The following is a 22,059-nucleotide window of genomic DNA, read 5'->3' as shown; positions in this document are numbered from 1 at the left end:
CATGGCCCGTATTACCGCATCGGTCTTTACCTCGCACGTTCCCGCCATTGGCGCGGCGATGGACATGGGTAAGACCCAAGAAGCCTACTGGCAGCCCCTGTTCAAGGGTTATGACTTCTCCCGTCAGTGGATGAAGGACAACAAGCCCGACGTGATTTTCTTGGTCTACAACGACCACGCTACGGCGTTCAGCTTGGACATGATTCCCACCTTCGCGATTGGCACGGCCGCTGAATACGAGCCCGCTGATGAAGGCTGGGGCCCACGCCCTGTGCCCAAGGTGCAAGGTCACCCTGATCTGGCTTCGCACATTGCGCAGTCTGTTATTCAGCAAGACTTTGACCTGACCATCGTCAACAAGATGGACGTGGATCACGGCCTGACGGTGCCTTTGTCGCTGATGTGCGGCGAGCAAGACCCCAAGACCGGTTCATGGCCTTGCCCGGTGATCCCGTTTGCGGTGAACGTGGTGCAGTACCCCGTGCCGTCGGGTCAGCGCTGCTTTAACATCGGCCGCGCCATTCGCAAAGCCATTGAGAGCTACGACGAGGACATCAACGTCCATATCTGGGGCACAGGCGGCATGAGCCACCAGTTGCAAGGCGCGCGCGCCGGTCTGATCAACAAGGAATGGGACAACAAGTTTCTGGACCTGCTGATCGAGAACCCGCACGGCTTGGCCAAAATGCCTCATATCGACTACGTGCGTGAAGCCGGCTCTGAAGGCATTGAGCTGGTGATGTGGCTGATCGCACGCGGCGCAATGTCTGATATTGATGGCCCAGCACCTGTGCCTAAGGTGGCGCATCGCTTCTACCATGTGCCCGCATCGAATACGGCCGTTGGCCACGTAATCTTGGAGAACCAATAATGAGCAAGACCATTAAAGTCGCCTTGGCTGGCGCTGGCGCCTTTGGCATCAAGCACCTGGATGGCATCAAGAATATCGACGGCGTTGAAGTCGTCTCCCTGATCGGTCGCCGCCTGGAGCAAACCCAGGAAGTGGCTGATAAGTACGGCATCAAGCATGTCTGCACCGATTTGGCTGATGCGCTGGCGCTGCCTGAAGTCGATGCCGTCATTTTGTGCACCCCCACGCAAATGCACGCAGCCCAAAGCATTCAGTGCTTAAAGGCCGGCAAGCATGTGCAAGTTGAAATCCCTCTGGCCGATGCCTTAAAGGATGCGCAGGAAGTGGCCGAGCTGCAAAAGCAAACCGGTCTGGTTGCTATGGTGGGCCACACCCGCCGCTTCAACCCCAGCCACCAGTACGTGCACCAAAAGATTGAAGCGGGCGAGTTCAACATTCAGCAAATGGATGTGCAAACCTACTTCTTCCGCCGCACCAACATGAATGCGCTGGGCCAGGCCCGTAGCTGGACCGATCACCTGCTGTGGCACCACGCTGCCCACACCGTGGATCTGTTCGCCTATCAAGCTGGCAGCCCCATCGTCAAGGCCAACGCCGTGCAAGGCCCGATCCACAAGGATCTGGGTATTGCCATGGACATGAGCATTCAGCTCAAGGCCGCCAACGGTGCTATCTGTACTTTGAGCCTGTCGTTCAACAACGATGGCCCTCTGGGTACTTTCTTCCGCTACATCGGCGATACCGGCACTTATCTGGCCCGTTACGACGATCTTTACACCGGCAAGGAAGAACAAATTGACGTGTCCAAGGTGGATGTGTCCATGAACGGCATTGAGCTGCAAGACCGCGAATTCTTCGCCGCCATCCGCGAAGGCCGCGAGCCTAACTCCAGCGTTCAGCAAGTCTATAACTGCTACAAGGTTCTGCATGATCTGGAGCAGCAACTGAACGCAGAATAAGTTCTGGTGATTGATGCAGACAAAGGCCGGCGCTTGCTCCGGCCTTTGTTGTTTTTATTTTGAAATTGATAGCTGCTAGTCCATGATTTGTATGGACTACCGGCTATAAATGCTTAGATTTTTTGATTTTGAGGAGCCCTCGTGCAAAACCGTCCTTTAGGCCCTTTTAGCGTCGCCAACGTTGCGCTGGGCTGCATGAACTTCTGCCACGCCTACGGAAGCCCCGTGTCCACCGAACAATCTCACGCGGTGCTGCACGCTGCGATTGATGCGGGCGTGACGATGTTCGACACCGCAGCACTGTATGGCTTTGGCGCTAGCGAATCACTGGTCGGCCCCGTGCTCAAGCCCCACCGCAACCACATCACCTTGGCCAGCAAAGGCGGCATGGCCGGTGTGCGTGGTGAAGATGGTGTGGTGCGCCGCGTGATCGACGGTCGCCCCAAAACCCTGCGCCAAAATTGTGAAGACAGCTTGCAGCGTTTGGGCACGGACGTGATGGACCTGTACTACTTGCACCGCTGGGACAAAAACGTACCCATCGAAGAGTCAGTCGGCGAGATGGCACGGCTAAAAGAAGAAGGCAAGATTCGCGAGTTGTGCCTGTCGGAAGTGGGCGTTGATGCCCTGCGCCGCGCGCACAAAGAGCACCCCATTGCCGCCCTGCAAAGCGAATATTCACTGTGGTCGCGCAATGCCGAGCTGGGCACGCTGGCCGCTTGTAAGGAACTGGGTATTGCCTACGTGGCCTTCAGCCCCATGGGCCGCGCATTTTTGAGCGGCAAGCTCCAGCAGGTGGATAACTTGGTGAAGGGCGACATCCGCGCCACCATGCCGCGCTTTGCGGGCGAAGCCTATGCGCAAAACCTGCGCTTGCTCAGTCCCATGCAGGCCGTGGCTGAAAAAGCGGGTTGCACCTTGGCTGAGCTGGCCATTGCTTGGGTGCTGGCGCAAGGCGATCACATCATTGCGCTGCCCGGCACTACCAGCGTGGACCACCTACGTGAAGACGTGCGCGGCGGCAGCGTCAAGCTCAGCGCTGAAATCTTGGCCGAGCTCAGCGACATCTTCAAACCTGAAGCTGTGGTGGGTGACCGTTATGCGGTGCAAGGCCAGGGTGAGGTGGATACTGAAAAATACGCGTTTGAAAAGCGCCCGAACTAATCAATTTAGTATGCTTTTTATCACTGCGAACACTTAGCTCACTGAGTGATTTGCAGCAGCCGCCTTTGCCACGGTTGGGCCAGTAGGTCAAAAAGTGGCGACGGCTCACGCTGCAACTGTGCGGTGGTGCTGCCCGTTGTAATTACGGGTGTCGTCTGGCTCAGGTCGGCTCTGGCAAGTTGCTGCATCCAGGCGGGGTCAAGACCGCCGCCCAGCCCGGCGCCTTGCAAGGGCCTTGAAAAAATCAGCTCAATCATTTTGTGCGCCTCCTTGCTGCCGCGTTGCTCGGCCAAGCGGTAAAAGCGCAGCGCTTCGGCGTAATTGGCTGGCACGCCTTGCCCTAGGTGGTACATGCGGGCCATGTTGAGCGCAGCTTGGGCTGAACCTTCTGGGGCCGCAGAGGAGGGGGCAGCAAAGGAGTTGGCCGCATTTAGGCCATTTTTTTCGAGCCGACGAACCGCGGTCAGGTTGTTTGCAGCGACTACGGAGCGCGAGGCGGCGCGGCGCAAGTAATTTTCAGCCAGCGGCATTTGCCTGCTGGCAAAGGCCTGAATGCCTAGCTCGATATTGGCTTGCGTGTCGCCAGCGGCCGCGGCACGTTCCAGCAATTGCCGCTCAGACCCCGTCAGTCTGTGAACCGATATGGGGTTTGCGGTGTTGGCCGGTGTGCTGACTTGAATGGGCTTGAGGCGACTGGCCTGCAGCCATGCCAGAAAATCGGCGCGAGCGGGGTATGTGGCGCGCAGCCGAGAAATCGCTTTGGCTGCCTCGCCTGGGTTGGCTGGCGCGCCGCAACCATCAATGGCGCACCAAGCCAGACCGGCATAGGCCCAAGGCTCGCGCCCTTGCTTGGCAGCGCGCTCAAACCACAGTTGAGCCTGAGGCAGATCGATGCGCACACCCGCGCCATGCAAATAAATCAGCCCCAGTTGCCATGCGGCCTGCGCCGCTGCTGTGGTGCTGCCATAGCCGCTGCGGGGGCTAGCGGCTTTTTGTAGTTGCTCCAACTCACGCTGCAATGCCTTGCTGCCACTGTCACGCACGATGAGTGGCGTTGAAGATGCCACGGGTGCAGCAGTGATGTCAGGGGCTGCAGAGGGTGGGGGCGGCTCCTCAATGCGTTGCGTATCCGGCGCAAGAGGTGTGATGGCGGGCGTGTTTAATGGCCTACTCTCAAGAGGTGCTGGCTGGGGGGTGGAGATGCCCCACTGGGCTGCTTGCGCAGACCGAGTGCGGGCATGGGGAACCCCGCCTGCAAATGCGCAACAAAGCAGTAGAAAGCCTAGGCTCTGGACAAGGGCGAGTCGCCTTATGTGCAGAACTTTGCGATGCGGTGCGCTTTGCTGCTGCGTTGGGCGGGCCATCTTATTTGCCACCTTGCTCGGTGGCCGGAGTGGCTGCTGCTGATGCGGCGGGTGCATTGCGTGCCGTCACGCTCCATTGGATGGTCTGCGTGGTGAGTCTGCCAGCGTCCAGCACCTGGCGGAATTGATCCAGCACGCCTTGTGTACCGCGCACATCTTTCATCACCGTCAGCGCAGGCCCTTGCATCTGGGTTGGCAGGCTCGGCATGACATCGGTATCTGTGGCGATGCAGATCACCCCTTCGTTACCGGGCTTGCCAGCGTCCAGAATAAAGCCGGGGTTGGCACTCATCCAGTCTGGAATGCGCACGGCTTGCTCAGCGGACACCAAGGTGCTCGATTGCAGCGCATTGGGCAGCAGTCTCGTCACAGCGCCTGCGGTATCGACGTAGTAGCAATAAAGGTGCGACGCTTTGGTGACGGTTGCCGACAGGAAGATTTGCTCGCCCTCGCTAAACGCGGGGCGTAAACCTGCGGGCTGTGGGTTTTCAACTTGCAAATTGATAGCCCAGCTTGGGGTCTGCGCGACAGTGGCAGGCCCCACTGCATCATTACTCCAGCCAATACGGGTGAGTGAGCCATCCGGATTGAGACCGACAAAGTTACGCAGTGCCGCCTCATAGGTCGGGAAGTTGATAACGCCACTGACGGTGACTCCGCGATCGGCTTGGAAGCGGGCAAGGGCTTCACGTAGCACTGGGGCGTTGGCGCTAAGACTGGCTTGGTCTGCGCCCAGATAGCCTCGGCTGATAAGCGATGAACGCACCAGCTTTAACTGCCCGTCTGATCCACTGGCGTCAAACCAATCACGCATTTGGCGCTGAAAGTGTGGGTTGGTTTGATCCAGCATCAGGCATTGCCAGTAGGGCACGCGGGCCCATTTGCCGACCAATTCGATCATGGCCAAATCTACCAAAGTGCGTAAAGCGCCGCCCGTGCCCATGGCATAGTCGCGGCCCACGTTAAAACGTACGCCATAGGTGCCAATACGCCCCGCGAGATCGACACCATCACCGGCACCACCGATGACGACTTCATTGGCCGAATCAAGCCCTGGAATGATGGTGCGGGTGCGAAAGTCGCCCAAGTGCGCCTCGAGTGCAACCACCGTGGCTGTATTGCTTTTGCTGTAGCCCAAATCAACGCGCTCGCCAGATATGCCTGCTGTATTGCGCAAGCTAGCCACGTTTTGGTCCACAAACGCAATGGCTCCAGATACATAAAGCGCGGGGCGCTGCAGCTGCATCTGGTTGTTGTTGAGCAAAATGGTGGTGAGGTTTTGCACCGTGTCTTGGCGCGCAATATCCACCTCGTAGTCCACGTATCGAAAGGCATTGCTGAGGTGGGACATCTGAGAGAGCGATGTCACCACCATGTCTTTGACGGCCACGGGTACCTTGCCCGAGAAGTCGGGGAACTGCTTGCTGCTGATCAGTGTGGTGGGTAGCTCAGCCGCACGCAGCATGTGATCCATGCAGCTAAGAGACTCAGAAAAGCTTGAAATAGAGCGCACGGGCCGCGCCACGGGCCGGTTCATGATGGTGGCCATTTCATGGGCATCGGTATGGCGGCGTGCATCTAACTGGCCGCAGCCAGTGCTCAGTAGCACAGCGCTCAGGCAGAGCCAATGCCCGGCCTTTGCCAAACCGCCCATGTGTCTGGACGCTGCCTTTTTTGACGCCACCGTTTCCACTATCGTGAGTTTCATGATGACCCCTTGAATGATTGATGCATGGCATGGCGCAACTTCAGGCTGCATCAATCGGTGCAGTGGCTGGCGCCTTTTTTGATCCGTTATTTCAATTGCAGATGTTGATCACGTCCCCGCGCAAAACAACGACCTGTTCGTTGTTCCCGACACCGCGGGGCGCTGAGACACTACCTATCGATTGATAGCAGTTAGTTCGAGTGCCATTGGTCTGCACAGACTGAACAACATCTTTTTCTGTTTTGATATTGCCCAAGTTGCTGCTGTAAGCCTTGGCGGTATATCGACTGACTTTTGCGGCTGCATCGTCTGGCATGATTTGCATGTATTGCACGCTGGTTGAGCGTGAGGCCGGCGCTGTGGGTAGCTGGAGATAAGTCACGCGCCCGGTAATCGCGACAGGGTCTTCACCAGGAGCTGCCCATACGCTATGGCTGACGACGAACAAGGCCAGCATGGTGCAAGTGCTGCAAATGAAATAAGTCATGACAAGCCTCCAGTCTCTAGCGGGTGGGCTCGCGGTACGTCTGAAAGCGCATCAATAGGCTTTAGATGCGTTTCAGGCGTCCGGATGCATCTCAGCCAACCCCTTGCGGGTTGAACCTCAAGGGCTGGCTGAGTAGTGGGCTCAGCGAGAAGCGTGTGAAGAGTATGGGCCGCAAGCTGGACCTACGCAGGCCACGGGTGGTGGCTCGCAGGAGTCGTTGGACGCAATGTTCTGAATTGCATGTGCCAGCGTACCGTTGGCCAAATTCGCTACATATGCACCATTGGCGATATAGGTGTTCTGTGTCGAATTGCCGGTGATGTCGACCTTGCCGTAGTTGGAGGACATGTTTTGAATAGCAACCGTATTCGCACCCTTGGCAAGGTTGGATACCGTGGTGTTTGCACCGGTAATGCCAACATACTGGCTACTAGTGCCACTGATGCTGATGTCACCCATATTGCTGGCCGCATTCTGGTAGGCCAATGCAGCATCCTTGCAATCTGGGCCTGAGCAGCCCGCGCCCGTGCTATTTGCCTCGTTTTTGAGGGTGGAACCTACAACGTTAGCTGTTTGTGTGGAGTTGCCCTTGACATGAAAGCTCCGATCAATGCTCACGTCGCCAACGTTGGAGGCCAAGTTTTGCACGGCGACATCACCAGCAGACTTTGCATCATTGAAAACTTTGGCGTTTTCGAGGTTTGAGGTTTGTGTCGACGTGCCTGAGATATCAATATTGCCTTTATTGGAGGCAATGTTCTGATTGGCATAGGCCTTAGACTGCGCGGCGTTGTTGACCATGCCGCCGTTGATGCTGGCGGTTTGGCTCGAGGTGCCGCTGATGGTGATTGACGAAACATTCGAAGAATGACCGCCCGCCATTGCGGCTGTAGCTACAAGACTCAGAGCAAAGATTGCAATCGATTTCATGATGAAGCTCCCCAGGAAGTTAGAAATCACCTTTGGCCCCCATGGCCAGAGACAAAGCGGGACACCTGTCGCAAGTGCTGTTGATGCAGCTTGTGGGTGATCGCTCAATTCCAGTTTCCGGCTGAAGTTCCATCTTCGATATCACTTGCAAGCACTACCCTTTCGGCAGCAATCGAGAACCCTTGAAATGCGCTAGCAATGCCTTTGATGGGGCGTTAAAAAATGCAACATTGCAATCTTTTTCCGGAGGTAGTTGCTAGTTGTAAATTCTGCAAGAGTTGTAATTTGTTATTTATTTTCCCTATCCATCTAATAATGTTCATTAGCACGTGACTATTGTTTGCAGTTGTTCTCCCTTGTGTTGAGGAGTAGTGGCTTATGAACTTATTAAAATCAGGAGCAAGCTTTGTTGCAGATGCAAGTAATCGTGATACTTCTGCTGTAACAAAAGATGCGGTATTTGATGTCTTCCAGAATCCTCCGACGATCTGGCCAGCATTTTTGGTGGGGCAACGTACCAGCCCTGTTCGTGTGGCGATCATTGATGCCGACATGCATTTTTTGAATGTGCTTCAACACGAGTTGTCGCAAGATGAGCGCATTCAAATCGTCGGCAAAGCGCAGGGCGTCAAAGACGGCAAGCGCTTGTGTCGCTGCCTTGATTTTGATGTGCTGCTGCTGGACATTCATCTGGCCGATGGTTCTGGAATTCAACTGCTGAGCTACCTTCAACAGCACAGACCAATGAGCCAAAGCATTGTGATTACCTCTATGGATGAGGATGAAAATGTCATTAAAGCGCTGGAGTTTGGTGCCTCAGGCTACTTGGTAAAGCATTCATGGTTCGGCAACTCCGCGCAGGCGGTCTTGCAAGTTGCCAATGGGGGGGCGGCTATTGCACCCCATGTCACCAAACGACTGATCAAAAGCTTTGACAATAAAATTTCTGAATTGCGCGGCCACTTGGGTGAGAAACCCAAAATTGCCGAGCGATTGTCGGATCGTGAAAAAGATGTTTTACGTATGGTCGCCTCTGGCTTCACCAGCGCCCAAATTGGCAAAAGGTTAGACATCAGCGCCTTGACCGTGAATACGCATGTGAAAAACATTTACCGAAAACTTCAGGTGAGATCGCGAGCGCAGGCGGTCAATCACGCTTCGATGTTTGGGATGCTTTGACCGCTGGCATTGAACGGCGCTTCATGCAGGCTGCTTGGAAGTTATGGCCGCAATCTTGGCTGCACCTATTGCCTTTTCAAATAGCTCCTGCCGTTGGCGTCTTCGAGCAACGCTAGTACGAGGCGCAGCGACAAAAGGCCATTTGATGTAGGAGCGAAGCACTACAAAACAGGGTCAGTTTCAGTGCGGGCCTCGTGCCATTTTTTAGAAACGCAGACCTGCAGGGTTGTTTTGTGTGGGCGCTCCAGGAGCAGGGGTGATAGGTTCACGCTGGGCCTGAGCTTCTGCGGCTTTTTGCGCAGGTGAAGCAGTGGGCGCAGGAGCCGTCAACGGCTTGGCCGCTGCCGCTTTATAGGTCTTAGGCAGTAGGGACTGCGTGGGGTAGCCTGCGGCATTCAAGTACTGGCTCCAGTTCTCCGGGCCAAAGCCTTTGAGATGCTGGTTGCCAATGGTGGCAAAAGGCAGGTTTTCTTGAGCGCTGAGCTTTTTGAGCGCGGCCACATCGCTGCTGCTTTCAATCGTGCGTTCGCTGTAAGGAATGCCGCGGTTTTGCAAAAAGCTGCGTGCTTCGTCGCAAGGCATACAGTCCTTGCCGGTGTAGATCGTGACAGGGTAGCGGTTGGCAGTCTGGCGCAGCTCAAAGGGCAGTTGTGCGTTAGCCGCGGAACTGCTTTCTGCATTGCCTGCTGTTTCTGCACTGGCCTTGGCGTTAGTGCTTGGGTTTGCATTTGCGCTGGTGTTCACCCGGTCGGAGTAGGTGACGCGGCCATCAGGGCCTACGGAGCGATACAAGTTTTGAGCATGGCTGGCGCCACTGACCATGGCAGCGCAGGACGCAAGAAAGAGGGCGGGCAGCAGGGCTGTGTTTTTAATAAAGGGACGCGTCATCTAAGTCCTGAAAAATGACTAAAAAATGATTGTCTTAAACCGATTGTCGTCAAAAGGTGTAAGCGCAGTTAACAGAGCATAGCCTGCACAGGCGCTAAACGCATTGCAAGAGCGCACGGTCTGAAGGACAGACGTGAGGTTTAAGTCAGCTTATGTCAGCGTCGAGCGTAAAAAAGCGTCTCAATGAGACGCTTTTTTGTAGGTGCCAATAATTAAGCGGCTTGGCTCATGCCTTGATGACGCAGTAGCGCATCAATTTGAGGCTCGCGGCCGCGGAAGGCTTTGAACGACTCCATAGCGGGGCGGCTGCCACCGGCTTCCAGAATCGACTCGCGGTATTTGCGGCCGGTTTCTGGGTTGGGCGAGCCATCGGCCAGTGCAGTTTCTTCAAATGCGGCGTAAGCATCAGCGCTAAGCACTTCAGCCCACTTGTAGCTGTAATAGCCTGCCGCATAGCCACCAGCAAAGATATGGCTGAAGGTGTGAGGCGTGCGGCTGTAGGTGGGTGATGGCAGCACGGCCACCTCTGCTCGGACTTTAGCCAGTAGCGGCATAAGGTCGTCTGCAGGGTTGTGATCCGTGTGCAGCAGCATGTCGAACAGCGAGAACTCGATCTGACGCAGGGTTTGCATGCCGGACTGGAAGTTCTTGGCCGCAATCATCTTGTCGTACAGCGCGCGGGGCAGGGCCTCGCCAGTATCTACGTGGGCCGTCATGTGCTTGAGCACATCCCATTCCCAGCAGAAGTTTTCCATGAACTGGCTGGGTAACTCCACCGCATCCCACTCCACACCGCTGATGCCGGAGACATCGCGCTCGTTCACTTGCGTGAGCATGTGATGCAGGCCGTGGCCTGTTTCGTGGAACAGGGTAATGACGTCGTCATGCGTGAGAAGGGCCGGTTTGCCGTCGACACCGCTGGCAAAGTTGCACACCAGATGGGCGACCGGGGTTTGCAGCTGGTGGGTGTCGGGGCGCAACCAGCGGGTGCGCACATCGTCCATCCACGCCCCGCCGCGCTTGCCTTTGCGCGCTTGTGGGTCTAGGTAGAACTGGCCCACCAGCTCTGGGCCTTGGGGCGTGCTGCGCTCGATGCGGTAGAACTCTACCGAGGGGTTCCACACAGCGGCTTCATCGCGGCGAATCGAGACTTCAAACAGTGTCTCGACAATCTTGAACAGACCCGCCAGCACTTTGGGCGCCGGGAAGTATTGCTTGAGCTCTTGCTCGCTAAACGAGTAGCGCGCTTCTTTGAGCTTTTCGCCGATAAAGGCCCAGTCCCAAGGCTGGGGCTGGTCAAGGTTCAACTCTGCTTTGGCAAAAGCGCGCAGGTCGGCCACGTCTTTTTCGGCGTAGGGGCGGGCGCGTTGGCCTAGGTCACGCAGAAAATCGATTACTTGCTTGGGGGAGTCAGCCATTTTGGTGACGACGGAAACTTCACCGAAGTTTTGGTAGCCCAGCAGCTGAGATTCTTCCAGGCGCAGGGCCAGAATCTCTTGCATGACAGCGGTATTGTCAAAGCGTTTGCCATCGCCTTCGGCTTGATCGGAAGCGCGGGTCACATAGGCACGGTAAAGCTTCTCGCGCAGGGCGCTGCTCTTGGCAAACTGCATCACGGGCAGGTAGCTGGGCATCTTCAGCGTGAGCTTGTAGCCTTCTTTGCCATCGGCCTCAGCCGCTGCTTTAGCGGCTGAGATGACGTCTGCAGGCACGCCATCGAGCTCATCGGCCGTGGCGTAATAGGAAAAAGCGTCAGTGGCATCCAGCGCGTTTTCGCTGAATTTTTGCGTCAGTTCGGCAGAGCGGGCTTGAATGGCGGCAAAGCGCTCTTTAGCTGCGCCTTGCAGCTCAGCCCCCGACAGCACAAAGCCGCGAATGGAATGATCCCAAGCCGCGCGCTGCTCTTTGTTCAAGCTTGCAGGGTCAATGGCTTTGTACTTGGCGTACAGGCGTTCATCGGCACCCAGATCAGTCCAGAACTCGGTGACCTTGGGCAGGGCTTCGTTATAGGCGGCGCGCAACTCAGGGGTGTCGGCCACGCTGTTGAGGTGGTTGACGGCTGACCATGCCGTGCCAAACTTTTCGCTAGCCACATCCAGCACGGCAGAGATAGCTTCCCACTTAGCAGGAAAGTCTGGCGCAACAACAGTCTCCAGTGCCTCGCTGGCGCGAGCTAGCAAGATGTCGATGGCGGGTGCCACATCCGCAGGTTGAATGCGGTCAAACAGGGGCAGGGAGGAGGATTCGAGGAGTGGATTGCTCATGCTGTATTAGGTGCCGGCAAGGTCGTGAAAATCAAGTGCTGCAACGGCAATATTTGCTATGGCAGTCATAGCGTCAGGCTGTGGTCAGTAGCGCGCTAACGGCATTTAGGCCAGAGACAACGAGGAAGGGCCGCCCCGCACCGAGTTGTCGTCCCCCTCCCGCGAAGCGAGAGAGGGGGAAGCGGCAAAGCCGCTCAGGGGGAGTCAGAGCGCCACGCGCTCAGCCGATTCCATAGTGTTGACCAGCAGCATAGTAATCGTCATGGGGCCCACACCACCGGGCACAGGCGTAATGAAACCAGCAACTTCCTTGACGCCGTTGAAATCCACGTCGCCGCACAGCTTGCCTTCGGCATTGCGGTTCATGCCCACGTCAATCACCACAGCGCCGGGCTTGACCATATCGGCAGTCAATACGTCCACCTTGCCCACGGCGGCGACGATCACATCGGCTTGGCGGGTCATGGCGGCCAGATCGGCGGTGCCGCTGTGCGTGACAGTGACGGTGGCGTTGGCGGCCAGCAGCATCATGGCCATAGGTTTGCCCACGATGTTGGAGCGGCCGATGACCACGGCGTGCTTACCACGCAGGTCCTTCATGCCAATCGATTCCAGCATCTTCATGCAGCCGTAGGGTGTGCAGGCCTTGAAGCCGACTTCGCCCACCATCAGCGCGCCGGCACTGGCAACGTGAAAGCCGTCCACATCCTTGGCAGGCGAGATGGTTTCAATGACCTTGTGGTCGTCAATGTGCTTGGGCAGGGGCAACTGGACCAGAATGCCGTGAATGCTGGGGTCGTTGTTGAGCGCTTCCACGCGGGCCAACAACTCGGCTTCGGTCATGGATGCGTCGTACTTTTCCAGCACCGAGTGAAAGCCCACGTCTTCGCAGGCCTTGACCTTGTTGCGCACATAGACCTGAGAGGCTTGGTTATCTCCCACCAAAACGACTGCCAGACCGGGCGTCACACCCTTGGTTTTGAGCGCGGCGGCGCGGGTGGCGACTTCCTTGCGCAGTTGTTCGGAGAGAAGCTTGCCGTCGATGATTTGGGCTGTCATTGCTGGATTACCAATAAAAAATGCTGCTAGCCCTTGATTTACAAGCACTAGCAGCTATCAGAATAGGAGTTGGCTAAAGCGGAGGTGCCCGGCCAGTGCTCCTAGGATTATCTCGCGATTGAAGTAGCCTGCAGTTTCGCAGGCGGCACTTGGCGCACTTAATTGATGGCAGCCGCTGCTGCAGCAGCTGCAGCCTTAGCCGCCGCGCTGGTTTGGCCTTGGCCCAGAGCGATTTTGAGCAGATCGGCCACGGTGTTGGCGTTGAGCTTTTCCATGATGTTGGCGCGGTGCGCTTCCACAGTCTTGATGGAAATGCCCAAGTCGTCCGCAATTTGCTTGTTCAAGCGGCCGGCGACGATACGCTCCAGCACCTGTGCTTCACGGCCAGTCAGCTTGGCCAGCAGCGCATCGCGGCTAGCGGCTTGCTGGTGGCCGGTAAAGGCTTCGCGAGCGCGATCGAGCATGCGTTCGACCAAGCCAAGCAGCTCGGGCTCATTGAACGGCTTTTGGATAAAGTCCAGTGCGCCCTTTTTCATGGTGTCCACTGCCATAGGAACATCGCCGTGGCCGGTGATGAAGACGATGGGCAGGGGAGACTTGCGCTCGATCAGTCGGTCTTGCAGCTCCAGGCCGCTCATGCCGCCCATGCGAATGTCTACGATTAAACAGGCCACTTCGCGCGGGTCATAGCGCGACAAAAAGGTCTCGGCGGAGTCAAAGCAGCGCACTCGGTAATCCTTGCCTTCCAGCAGCCACTGCAGGGAATCACGGACCGCTTCGTCGTCATCAACTACGTAAACAGTGCCTTTTTTGGGTATCAAACTCATGCAATCGTCCTCTTTATGGGTTCGCTTGTCGTGGTGAGTGTTGTCGTCTCCACCCCCGGTGCCAATGGTAGCCAGAATGTGAATCGGCAGCCAATGACCTCAGAACCATTGTAGAGGTTCTCAGCGTGCATGCGCCCATGGTGCGATTCGACAATCGAGCGGCATAAATTCAGGCCAATGCCCATGCCTTCGCTCTTGGTGGAGAAGAAGGCTTCGAACAAGCGTTCAAGCACTTCGGGCGGCAGGCCCTTGCCAGTGTCTTCGACGATGAATTCGATGCCTTGCTGGGTCTCAAACAACTGAGGGCGAACACGTAGCTCCACATTGCGCTGGCCCAGTGGGCGGCCGGACATATCAATCGACTCCGCACTGTTTTTCATCAAATTGATGAGCACTTGCTCGATCAAAATCGCATCGACCAGCAGCGGCGGCATGCGCTCTGCGATATGCGAGGTGAGCTGCACATTGCGCCGGCGCAGCTCAATACCCACCAATTCCAGCGCTTCGCTGACCATTTCGGAGACCTGAGCCAGCATACGGTTGGGCTCGCTTTTTTTCACAAAAGAGCGAATACGCTGAATGATTTGCCCTGCGCGCTGGGCCTGATGGGCGGTTTTTTCCAGCGCAAACTTCATCTGCTCAGGCGTGAGCGTGCCGCTTTCAAGGCGCGTCAGCATGCCTGAGCTGTAGTTGCTAATGGCAGTGAGCGGCTGGTTCAACTCGTGGGCTACGCTCGAAGCCATCTCGCCCATGGTGATGAGGCGGCTGGCGCTCTGGGCTTTTTCGGCTTGCTGGGCCGCTTGGTCTTCAGCATTACGCCGCTGGGTGATGTCTGTGGCAATGACCATCTGGGCCAAGCGGCCGTCTACCCAACTCAGGTAGCGCGAGCGCACTTCCAGCCATTTGCCAAGGCTGGGCACAAAAATCTCCGCATTCTCACTGCGGGCGCTGGTGATGGTGCCGGTGGGCAGTCCCATCAGGCCATCTTCGCCCTCGGCGGGCTGGTTGCGTACGGGCAGCTTGCCCGCTTGAGCAACCAGTTGCAGGTGGCCTTCTGTGTGCGAGCCAAACCACTGGCGGTAAAGCTTGTTGGCAAACAGTAGCTCGGCACTGCCCAAGGGTGCTACAGAAACAGAAGCATCAAGTGCTTCCAGCACAATGGTAAAGCGCTCATACGATGCAGATAGCTGCTCGCGGATGCGATTGGGCTCGGTAATGTCTGTCATCGAAGACATCCAGCCCTTGTGCTGGCCATGCGCATCAATCAGTGGAGAGACATACAGGCGGGCATCAAACAAACTGCCGCTCTTGCGCTTAACCCTGACTTGAAAGCCTCCGACGATGGTTTTTCCCGACAGCTCTTCGCGCAACTTCGAGTGAAGGTTGTCGTAATCGTTGTCTGGCCAGTAAGGGTAGGGGGGCAGTTGGCCGACCAGCTCTTGCTCGCTCCAGCCTGTCATTTGGCAAAAAGCGGCGTTCACGTAGGTGATGCGGCCTTGCAAATCCAGCGCGCGCATACCGGTGAGCACTGAATTCTCCATCGCGCGGCGGAAGTTGGTCTCTGCCACCAGAGCTTCCTGCGCACGCTGGCGGCGGCGCGTGTGGCGCCATGTGGCCAGCAGCAACCAAGACGTCATGGCGCTTAAGGTGCCCACCAGCCAGAACAAGCCATTGCCCACCATGCCTGAAGAGGTGTGATAGGCCTGCGCGCGCAGCATCAAGCTGGGGCCCACAGGTGCGACAGGAACCGCATATTCATTGGCAAGCGCACGCCAGTGCAGCAGCTCTGTGGGTGTTTTACGTGGCGATAGCGGCGTGCCCGCCAGTACATGCTTTCGCTCGTCCAGCATGGTGATGGCGTAGCGCGCCAAGACTTCTGTGGGCGTGCCGTAGCGCAGCAAGCTGTCTAGCGAAAATTCGGCCAGCAGCTCACCTTGATAACGGCTGTTATGGCTGATAGGGACATGCAGTTGCAGCAAGGGCGGAAGCTCCCCTTGCGCGGCGCTTTCCTGCATATAAATGGGCTGCAAAATTTCACGGGCATGGCCGTAGGCCTGCAGTGTTTCACGCTGGTGCAGCGTCTCACCCACGACGCGTAACTGGTCCGTGCTCACCGTGGGCGCAGATTCGCTGTGCAAAATCTGGCGCTTATCGTTGACCCAGGTGATGGATTGCAACTCCGGGAATTGGTTGATCAGCGCTTCGCTGCGGGCATCAAAGTCGGCCTTGCGCATATCGCGAGCGCCAATGTCCCGGGCCATGCGCATGAGTTGTTCTTGGCGCTCTAAAAGGCGCAGGCGCACGCGCTGCTGGGCATATTCCACGTCGCGGCGCAGCACTTCATGCTCGCGGTCTACTTCTTCCGTGCGCAAATACCAGAATGAGGCAATGATGGCTGCCATGAACATCAGCACCGATGCCAAAGGCGCTAAAGCCGCATAACGGTCTTGCCGGGTAGGCGACAGGCTGCGCCACCAACTGCGCCACCAACGCACAGGGGCTGCAATGACAATGGATGGGACGCTGTCCTCTTCTTTTTTTTCTAGCTCTTGATTGCTTGTTTGCATGTGATGAGTGTAGGGGAGAGACCCAGCGAAACTTGCGAGTATTTTTGTCGCGTAAAAAACAGGTTCTAGAGACGTCGATCTGTGTGCATACGCAGCATTTTTTCATATTATGAAATCAAAAAGCATAATTTGAAATTCAAAAAAAATGTGCGAAACTCTGCGTCGATCGACACAGTGAATCGGTTTAATTCGTGGTGCGCCCAATGGTGCAGTGCTCTTAAGTCAGCGAGCGAGGTTTGACCCTTGCAGGCTTGATAGAAGACTCACTGATTGGGCGTAAAGCTACCCCTTGTCCAAGGAGACACTCACAATGACAGCTCAGACTGATCCCAAAGGCGCTGGCTTGCCCGCTGGCCTGGACCAACAAGAATCCCGCGAGTGGATGGATGCCCTCTCGGCCGTGATCGACCGTGAAGGCGCAGACTACGCCCACAAGCTGATTGAAGACTTGCTCGAGCACGCTCGTCAAAGCAGCGTGGACATGCCTTTTTCGGCAACCACGGGCTACGTCAACACCATTGAATCCAGCCAAGAAGAGAAGTGCCCCGGCAACCTCGAAATTGAAGGCCGCCTACGTGCCTACATGCGCTGGAACGCCATGGCCATGGTCGTTAAGGCCAACCGTATTCACCCGCCTGAAGGCGGTGACTTGGGTGGCCACATTGGCTCCTTCGCCTCGCTGGCCAATATGTTTGCTGCCGGCTTCAACCATTTCTGGCACGCAGAAAACGAAAACCACGGTGGTGACTGCCTGTACATCCAAGGTCACGTCTCGCCCGGCATCTATGCCCGCGCATACCTTGAAGGCCGTATTACTGAAGACCAACTGCTGAACTTCCGTCAAGAAGTGGACGGCAAGGGTCTGTCCAGCTATCCGCATCCCAAGCTGATGCCCGATTTTTGGCAGTTCCCAACCGTGTCCATGGGCCTTGGCCCATTGATGGCCATCTACCAGGCACGTTTCCTGAAGTACCTGCACGCCCGTGGCATTGCCAACACTGAAAACCGCAAGGTCTGGGTGTTTTGCGGTGACGGTGAAATGGACGAAGTGGAATCGCTGGGCGCGATCGGTCTGGCCGCACGCGAAAACCTCGATAACCTAGTCTTCGTCATCAACTGCAACTTGCAGCGTCTGGATGGCCCGGTGCGTGGCAACGGCAAGATCATTCAAGAGCTGGAAGGTGAATTCCGCGGCTCCGGCTGGAACGTCATCAAGCTGATCTGGGGCAAGGGCTGGGACGAGCTGCTGTCCAAGGACAAGGACGGCGTTCTCAAGAAAATCATGATGGAGTGCAACGACGGTGACTATCAGGCCATGAAGGCCAACGATGGTGCCTTTGTGCGCAAGAACTTCTTCGGCCGCGATCCTCGCGCGTTGAAGATGGTCGAGCACATGTCCGACGACGAAATCTGGAACCTGCGCCGCGGCGGCCATGACTCGCAAAAGGTCTACGCTGCGTTTGCCGCAGCTAACAGCACCAAGGGTCAGCCTACCGTGCTGCTGGTCAAGACCGTCAAGGGCTTTGGCATGGGCAAGATCGGTGAAGGCAAGAACAACGTTCACCAGACCAAGAAGCTGAGCGACGAGGACATCAAGGCCTTCCGCGACCGTTTCAACATCCCAATTCCAGACAGCCAGATCGCGGACATCCCCTTCTACAAGCCGGCCGACGACACGCCGGAGATGAAGTACCTGCACGAGCGCCGCAAGGCTCTGGGTGGCTACCTGCCGCACCGTCGCCAGCAAGCTGACGAGCAGTTCACTGCGCCTGCGCTGGACACGTTCAAGGCGATTTTGGAGCCCACCCCTGAAGGCCGTGAAATCTCCACGACTCAGGCCTATGTGCGTTTCTTGACGCAGCTGCTGCGTGACAAGAACATCGGCCCCCGCGTCGTGCCTATTTTGGTGGACGAAGCCCGTACCTTTGGTATGGAAGGCCTGTTCCGCCAAGTCGGTATCTACAACCCCCACGGTCAGCAGTACACCCCGGTCGACAAGGACCAGGTCATGTACTACCGCGAAGACAAGGCCGGCCAGATTCTGCAAGAAGGCATTAACGAAGCCGGCGGCATGTCCAGCTGGATCGCTGCGGCCACCAGCTACAGCCATAGCAACCGGGTCATGATCCCGTTCTATGTGTATTACTCAATGTTCGGCTTCCAGCGCATTGGCGACTTGGCTTGGGCAGCGGGCGACCTGCAAGCGCGCGGCTTCCTGCTGGGCGGCACATCGGGCCGTACTACGCTCAACGGCGAAGGCCTGCAGCACGAAGATGGTCACAGCCACATTCTGGCCAACACCATTCCTAACTGCGTGACATACGACCCCACCTTCGCTCACGAAGTGGCCGTGATCATGCAAGACGGTCTGCGCCGCATGGTGCAGAACCAGGAAAACATCTTCTACTACATCACCCTGCTGAATGAAAACTACCCCATGCCCGGTCTGACCGAAGGCACGGAGGAGCAAATTCTCAAGGGCATGTACATGGTCAAGCCCGGCCAAAAGGTGCCAGCGAGCGGTCTGCGCGTTCAACTGCTGGGCTCGGGCACCATCCTGCGCGAATCGTTCTTCGCACAAGAGCTGCTGGAAAAAGACTGGGGCATTGCTGCCGACGTCTGGAGCTGCCCATCGTTTAACGAACTGACCCGCGAAGGTCAGGAAGTTGATCGCTTCAACATGCTGCACCCGCTGGAAGCGGCCAAGACGCCTTTCGTGGCGCAGCAACTGGCGGCTCACCCCGGCCCAGTCGTGGCTTCGACCGACTACATGAAGGCTTACGCCGAGCAGATTCGTCCTTACATGCCCAAGGGCCGCACTTACAAGGTGCTGGGCACCGACGGTTTTGGTCGCTCCGACTTCCGCGCCAAGCTGCGCGAGCACTTCGAAATCAACCGTCACTACATCGTCTTGGCTGCACTGCGCGGCTTGGCTGATGAAGGCAAGATCAAGGCGACAACGGTGGCCGAAGCGATCCATAAGTACGGTATCAACACCGACAAGATCAACCCGCTGCACGCGTAAGAACGGGAGACACTGAACATGGCATCAATAGACATCAAAGTCCCCGACATCGGCGACTTCTCAGAAGTTGGCGTGATCGAAGTGCTGGTCAAGGTGGGTGACACCATCAAGGTCGAGCAGTCCCTGTTGACCGTGGAGTCCGACAAGGCCTCCATGGAGATCCCTTCCAGCCACGCTGGCGTGATCAAAGAGATCAAGGTCGCTTTGGGCGACAAGGTCAAAGAAGGCTCCGTGATCGTGGTGCTGGAAACCGCTGACGCGGCTCCTGCCCCAGCAGCGGCTGCTGAGGCGCCTGTGGCTGCTGCCGCGCCGGCACCCGTTGCCGCCGCTCCTGTGGCACAAGCACCGGTTGAGGCACCGGTCGCTGCTGCACCTGCTGCATCCACCACCGTGGACCTGAAGATTCCCGATATCGGTGACTTCAAGGACGTGGCTGTGATTGAAATGCTGATCAAGGTGGGCGACACCGTGACAGTTGAGCAATCGCTGTTCACCGTGGAGTCCGACAAGGCTTCGATGGAGATTCCATCGCCATCGGCCGGCACCATCACGGCGCTGACTATCAAGGTTGGCGACACCGTCAACATCGGTGATGTGGTTGGTCAAATCACTGTGCAAGGCGCTGCAGCTACTGCACCGGCATCAGCACAGGCTGAGGCCACCGCTCCAGTCGCTCAAGCTGCTGCTCCTGTAGCAGCGCCAGTGCAAGCCGCCGCTCCCGTTGCTGCCCCCGCACCATCGGCTGCTCCAGCGCACAACCCCACGGTTGCGCCTTCGGGTCAGCTGCCTCACGCATCGCCTTCCGTGCGTAAGTTCGCTCGTGAGTTGGGCGTGCCTTTGGCTGAAGTCAAGGGCTCGGGCAACAAGGGCCGTATCACGGCTGATGACATTCAAGCCTTCACCAAGTCGGTGATGGCCGGTGCGGTGCAAACGTTGGCGCAGCAAGCCGCAGCGCCTGCCAAGTCGTCTGGCGGCAACGTCGGCGGTCTGGAGGTGCTGGCATGGCCCAAGGTTGATTTCGCCAAGTTCGGTGAGGTCGAGCGCAAAGAGCTGTCCCGCATCAAAAAGATCTCGGGCGCCAACCTGCACCGCAACTGGGTGGTGATCCCCCATGTCACCAACAACGACTTGGCCGACATCACTGAGCTGGAAGCCTTCCGCGTCAGCACCAATGCTGAAAGCGCCAAGGCCAAGAGCGATGTGAAGGTCACCATGCTGGCCTTCGTCATCAAGGCCGTGGTCTCGGCTTTGAAGAAGTTCCCAGAGTTCAATGCATCGCTCGACGGCGACACATTGGTCTACAAGAAGTACTTCAACATCGGTTTTGCCGCTGACACTCCGAACGGCCTGGTCGTTCCGGTGCTCAAGGATGCCGACAAGAAGGGCATCATGCAGATCAGCCAGGAAATGGGCGAGCTGGCCAAGAAGGCCCGCGACGGCAAACTGGGTGCGGCCGACATGCAAGGCGGCTGCTTCTCCATCTCGTCGCTGGGCGGCATTGGTGGCACGGACTTCACGCCTATCGTGAATGCACCTGAAGTAGCAATTCTGGGTCTGTCCAAGGGCAGCATTCAGCCCGTGTGGGACGGCAAGGCCTTCCAGCCGCGCCTGATGCTGCCGCTGAGCCTGAGCTACGACCACCGCGTGATCGATGGCGCTGCTGCTGCCCGCTTCAACGCCTACCTGGGCGCTGTGCTGGCCGACTACCGTCGCATTCTGCTGTAAGGCGAGATTCACGCTGAATACAGGCCGGTTTTGAATGAAATCGGCTTGTAGCCTAGAGAGTATCTGGGCTAGTAGCTATGGTTTTTGAGTAGCAGTCCTTCCTTCAACCCACTTTTGCCCTTGAGATGAAGAACCTGAGACAGCATCCCATCGAGCATGTACGCGGTGTCATACCCGGTCTTACGCCTTTCCCGGCGGTGGCCGATGTGTTTGCCGAACCGGTCGAGAAGTACGCGCGGCATTTTCTGCCGCTGGTGACGATCGACCTTGCCATGCTTGACGATGCCTGGAGCGGGCCGATACACCTTGTAGCCCCCTGTGAACCTGCAGAGGGTGTGGTGGGCGAGTGGAGCGCAGGGGCGTTTGACACCACTTTGCTCAAACCCAACTGGCTGGCTTTTCAGCTGAACGCCGAAGGCAAGTACGAGCTGCTGGGCGACTGGCGCTACTTCATGCTGGAGCAACCCGAGCGTGCCGACTGGACGGAAAAGTCGCTGGACTGGCGCGAGGTGCGCACTGAGCACCGCGAGCTGGTCAAGCTGGGCGCAGAGCCGCCGTTTGCGCTGCATCACGAGGCTAAATACTCGTGGCGCGACGTGATGGAGCTGCATTACGCCACCCAGCACGCCATCTACAACCAAGCCAAGCAAGACTTTCAAGCCAACGGCTGGAACCCTGCCAAACCTTGGGATGATGCGGCTGAAGTGGCCAAGCTGCCTTTGTATGAACCGGGCACGGACTGCTATGACTCGACCAGTGGGCGTTATCTGCTGGGTGTGCTGGGCGGCCCCTCCTGGGGCGGCAACTGGAGCAATGTGACCGATGCGCTGCTCAGCGACATCGGCACAGGCGATGGCATTCACCCCATCCACCCGGAAACCGGTGCACCTTTTGTATTCATTGCCAGCACCTACGCCAACGAGTTCACCGCCCACGACTGCGAAATATTGCTGTTCTATGAGCCGCAAAGCCGCACCGTTGTGCAGACCTTTGACTGGAGCTGAAGTCCTGTTTTAGACACCAGCTTCACCGACCAGATAAA

At 57.2% G+C, this 22,059-nt stretch carries 16 protein-coding genes; 7 read left to right on the top strand and 9 right to left on the bottom strand.

Features of this window, described 5'->3' with window-relative positions; translation table 11 throughout:
• Position 1: 1 nt before the first annotated feature.
• The 3 genes from KUF54_RS07665 (at position 2) to KUF54_RS07655 (ending at position 2,994) form a co-directional block, all read left to right on the top strand.
• Positions 2 to 871 carry a class III extradiol dioxygenase subunit beta gene (locus tag KUF54_RS07665; RefSeq protein ID WP_219346037.1) on the top strand — a complete coding sequence of 290 codons (870 nt, stop codon included), beginning with the start codon at positions 2 to 4 and terminating at the stop codon, positions 869 to 871.
• On the top strand, positions 871 to 1,830 hold the full coding sequence (locus KUF54_RS07660) for a Gfo/Idh/MocA family oxidoreductase (protein ID WP_219346036.1): 960 nt from the start codon (positions 871 to 873) through the stop codon (positions 1,828 to 1,830). Before KUF54_RS07665 ends, KUF54_RS07660 begins: the two co-directional genes overlap by 1 nt.
• 141 nt (positions 1,831 to 1,971) lie before the next feature.
• Complete coding sequence (locus tag KUF54_RS07655) at positions 1,972 to 2,994, top strand: aldo/keto reductase (protein WP_219346035.1); 1,023 nt, start codon at positions 1,972 to 1,974, stop codon at positions 2,992 to 2,994.
• A 38-nt stretch (positions 2,995 to 3,032) separates the two neighbouring features.
• Here the strand turns inward: KUF54_RS07655 and KUF54_RS07650 are convergent, their stop codons facing one another.
• The 4 genes from KUF54_RS07650 to KUF54_RS07635 all read right to left on the bottom strand — a co-directional run bounded on the left by KUF54_RS07650 (position 3,033) and on the right by KUF54_RS07635 (position 7,483).
• Entirely contained in the window at positions 3,033 to 4,061 is a 1,029-nt protein-coding gene (locus KUF54_RS07650; protein ID WP_219346034.1) for a tetratricopeptide repeat protein, read from the bottom strand.
• Positions 4,062 to 4,359: 298 nt separating this feature from the next.
• Positions 4,360 to 6,066 (bottom strand): DUF4384 domain-containing protein, encoded by a 1,707-nt coding sequence (locus KUF54_RS07645; protein ID WP_370627586.1) that lies wholly within the window; start codon positions 6,064 to 6,066, stop codon positions 4,360 to 4,362.
• Positions 6,067 to 6,157: 91 nt separating this feature from the next.
• On the bottom strand, positions 6,158 to 6,553 hold the full coding sequence (locus KUF54_RS07640; RefSeq protein ID WP_219346033.1) for a hypothetical protein: 396 nt from the start codon (positions 6,551 to 6,553) through the stop codon (positions 6,158 to 6,160).
• Between the two features lie 141 nt (positions 6,554 to 6,694).
• The gene (locus KUF54_RS07635; protein WP_219346032.1) at positions 6,695 to 7,483 is read right to left on the bottom strand and encodes a hypothetical protein; all 789 of its coding nucleotides are present in this window, start codon (positions 7,481 to 7,483) and stop codon (positions 6,695 to 6,697) included.
• 378 nt (positions 7,484 to 7,861) lie between these two features.
• Between KUF54_RS07635 and KUF54_RS07630 the strand changes: the two genes are divergently transcribed.
• A complete protein-coding gene (locus KUF54_RS07630) occupies positions 7,862 to 8,662 on the top strand; it encodes a response regulator transcription factor (RefSeq protein ID WP_219346031.1) in 801 nt (266 codons plus the stop codon).
• A gap of 204 nt (positions 8,663 to 8,866) precedes the next feature.
• Here KUF54_RS07630 and KUF54_RS07625 read toward each other — a convergent pair whose 3' ends face one another.
• From KUF54_RS07625 to KUF54_RS07605, 5 genes are all read right to left on the bottom strand, one after another.
• Complete coding sequence (locus KUF54_RS07625) at positions 8,867 to 9,550, bottom strand: glutaredoxin family protein (protein WP_219346030.1); 684 nt, start codon at positions 9,548 to 9,550, stop codon at positions 8,867 to 8,869.
• A gap of 212 nt (positions 9,551 to 9,762) precedes the next feature.
• Positions 9,763 to 11,814, bottom strand: coding sequence for a M3 family metallopeptidase (locus KUF54_RS07620; protein ID WP_219346029.1), 2,052 nt, complete (start codon positions 11,812 to 11,814; stop codon positions 9,763 to 9,765).
• Positions 11,815 to 12,018: 204 nt separating this feature from the next.
• Positions 12,019 to 12,873 carry a bifunctional methylenetetrahydrofolate dehydrogenase/methenyltetrahydrofolate cyclohydrolase FolD gene (folD, locus tag KUF54_RS07615; protein ID WP_219346028.1) on the bottom strand — a complete coding sequence of 285 codons (855 nt, stop codon included), beginning with the start codon at positions 12,871 to 12,873 and terminating at the stop codon, positions 12,019 to 12,021.
• Positions 12,874 to 13,031: 158 nt separating this feature from the next.
• A complete protein-coding gene (locus KUF54_RS07610; protein ID WP_219346027.1) occupies positions 13,032 to 13,700 on the bottom strand; it encodes a response regulator transcription factor in 669 nt (222 codons plus the stop codon).
• Positions 13,697 to 16,267 (bottom strand): PAS domain-containing sensor histidine kinase, encoded by a 2,571-nt coding sequence (locus tag KUF54_RS07605; protein ID WP_219346026.1) that lies wholly within the window; start codon positions 16,265 to 16,267, stop codon positions 13,697 to 13,699. The genes KUF54_RS07610 and KUF54_RS07605 overlap by 4 nt, the downstream gene beginning before the upstream one ends.
• A 310-nt stretch (positions 16,268 to 16,577) precedes the next feature.
• Here KUF54_RS07605 and aceE point away from each other — a divergent pair, with 310 nt between their 5' ends.
• From aceE to KUF54_RS07590, 3 genes are all read left to right on the top strand, one after another.
• Complete coding sequence (gene aceE, locus KUF54_RS07600; protein WP_219346025.1) at positions 16,578 to 19,292, top strand: pyruvate dehydrogenase (acetyl-transferring), homodimeric type; 2,715 nt, start codon at positions 16,578 to 16,580, stop codon at positions 19,290 to 19,292.
• Between the two features lie 18 nt (positions 19,293 to 19,310).
• Positions 19,311 to 21,017, top strand: a complete 1,707-nt coding sequence (gene aceF / locus KUF54_RS07595; protein ID WP_219346024.1) for a dihydrolipoyllysine-residue acetyltransferase — start codon at positions 19,311 to 19,313, stop codon at positions 21,015 to 21,017.
• A 125-nt stretch (positions 21,018 to 21,142) separates the two neighbouring features.
• Positions 21,143 to 22,021, top strand: a complete 879-nt coding sequence (locus KUF54_RS07590; RefSeq protein ID WP_219346023.1) for a hypothetical protein — start codon at positions 21,143 to 21,145, stop codon at positions 22,019 to 22,021.
• The last annotated feature ends 38 nt before the right edge of the window (positions 22,022 to 22,059 follow it).

This window comes from Comamonas sp. Y33R10-2 (genome assembly GCF_019355935.1).
Lineage (GTDB): Bacteria > Pseudomonadota > Gammaproteobacteria > Burkholderiales > Burkholderiaceae_C > Comamonas.
Note: the sequence above shows the minus strand (reverse complement) of the source record. Positions and strands in the feature narration are given on the sequence as shown.

Coding starts and splice junctions, on each gene's coding strand:
- KUF54_RS07630 (WP_219346031.1), top strand. CDS start 7,862: ATGAACTTATTAAAATCAGGAGCAAGCTTTGTTGCAGATGCAAGTAAT.
- KUF54_RS07610 (WP_219346027.1), bottom strand. CDS start 13,700: ATGAGTTTGATACCCAAAAAAGGCACTGTTTACGTAGTTGATGACGAC.
- aceE (WP_219346025.1), top strand. CDS start 16,578: ATGACAGCTCAGACTGATCCCAAAGGCGCTGGCTTGCCCGCTGGCCTG.
- folD (WP_219346028.1), bottom strand. CDS start 12,873: ATGACAGCCCAAATCATCGACGGCAAGCTTCTCTCCGAACAACTGCGC.
- KUF54_RS07635 (WP_219346032.1), bottom strand. CDS start 7,483: ATGAAATCGATTGCAATCTTTGCTCTGAGTCTTGTAGCTACAGCCGCA.
- aceF (WP_219346024.1), top strand. CDS start 19,311: ATGGCATCAATAGACATCAAAGTCCCCGACATCGGCGACTTCTCAGAA.
- KUF54_RS07620 (WP_219346029.1), bottom strand. CDS start 11,814: ATGAGCAATCCACTCCTCGAATCCTCCTCCCTGCCCCTGTTTGACCGC.
- KUF54_RS07590 (WP_219346023.1), top strand. CDS start 21,143: ATGAAGAACCTGAGACAGCATCCCATCGAGCATGTACGCGGTGTCATA.
- KUF54_RS07660 (WP_219346036.1), top strand. CDS start 871: ATGAGCAAGACCATTAAAGTCGCCTTGGCTGGCGCTGGCGCCTTTGGC.
- KUF54_RS07640 (WP_219346033.1), bottom strand. CDS start 6,553: ATGACTTATTTCATTTGCAGCACTTGCACCATGCTGGCCTTGTTCGTC.
- KUF54_RS07645 (WP_370627586.1), bottom strand. CDS start 6,066: ATGAAACTCACGATAGTGGAAACGGTGGCGTCAAAAAAGGCAGCGTCC.
- KUF54_RS07665 (WP_219346037.1), top strand. CDS start 2: ATGGCCCGTATTACCGCATCGGTCTTTACCTCGCACGTTCCCGCCATT.
- KUF54_RS07625 (WP_219346030.1), bottom strand. CDS start 9,550: ATGACGCGTCCCTTTATTAAAAACACAGCCCTGCTGCCCGCCCTCTTT.
- KUF54_RS07605 (WP_219346026.1), bottom strand. CDS start 16,267: ATGCAAACAAGCAATCAAGAGCTAGAAAAAAAAGAAGAGGACAGCGTC.